The sequence below is a fragment of the Pseudomonas arcuscaelestis genome, assembly GCF_016881005.1.
Lineage (GTDB): Bacteria > Pseudomonadota > Gammaproteobacteria > Pseudomonadales > Pseudomonadaceae > Aquipseudomonas > Aquipseudomonas arcuscaelestis.
In genome coordinates this window covers 1-1,023 of record NZ_JACOPV010000085.1, presented here as the reverse complement: position 1 = coordinate 1,023, position 1,023 = coordinate 1, and the positions used below count along the sequence as shown (strand labels likewise).

General features: G+C 61.4%; 1 protein-coding gene. It reads left to right on the top strand.

All coding sequences use genetic code 11. The features are described from left to right. Positions 1 to 229: 229 nt before the first annotated feature. Positions 230 to 1,023: serine hydroxymethyltransferase (gene glyA / locus H8F21_RS29420; RefSeq protein WP_203585859.1), on the top strand; the 794-nt coding region annotated here is incomplete at its 3' end.

Here is a 1,023-nt window from a genome sequence, read left to right as displayed (position 1 = left end):
ACTGATCCTCTGCTGTGGGGCTGATGGCCTCATCGCAGGCAAGCCAGCTCCCACACTTGGAATGCGTTCCCCTATGGGAGCCGGGCTTGCCCGCGATGAGGCCCTTACAGCCACCGCCCATCCCCAGATGAGCCCCACTTGTCCGCGACATGATGTCCTTTCATATGCCATCTAAAACCCATTGGGTTAGAATGCCCTCCTTTTCTGCCCCCGATCCTTGAGGACCGCCATGTTCAGCCGTGATTTGACTATTGCCAAGTACGACGCCGATCTCTTTGCCGCCATGGAGCAAGAAGCCGTGCGCCAGGAAGAGCACATTGAGCTGATCGCTTCGGAAAACTACACCAGCCCAGCGGTCATGGAGGCTCAGGGTTCGGTTCTGACCAACAAGTACGCTGAAGGCTACCCAGGCAAGCGCTACTACGGCGGTTGCGAGTACGTCGACGTCGTTGAGCAGTTGGCCATCGACCGTGCCAAAGAGCTGTTCGGCGCCGATTACGCCAACGTTCAGCCGCACGCCGGCTCCCAAGCCAACAGCGCCGTGTACCTGGCCCTGCTGCAAGGCGGCGACACCATCCTGGGCATGAGCCTGGCCCACGGCGGTCACCTGACCCACGGCGCCAGCGTTTCGTCCTCGGGCAAGCTGTACAACGCCGTTCAATACGGTATCGATGCCAACGGCCTGATCGACTACGACGAAGTCGAGCGCCTGGCGGTTGAACACAAGCCGAAAATGATCGTGGCCGGTTTCTCTGCCTACTCGCAGATCCTGGACTTCCCACGCTTCCGCGCTATCGCTGACAAGGTTGGCGCTTACCTGTTCGTCGACATGGCTCACGTAGCCGGTCTGGTCGCCGCTGGCGTCTACCCGAACCCGGTGCCGTTCGCTGACGTCGTGACCACCACCACCCACAAGACCCTGCGCGGTCCACGTGGCGGCCTGATCCTGGCTCGCGCCAACGCCGAGATCGAGAAGAAGCTGAACTCCGCGGTATTCCCAGGCGCACAGGGTGGCCCGCTGGA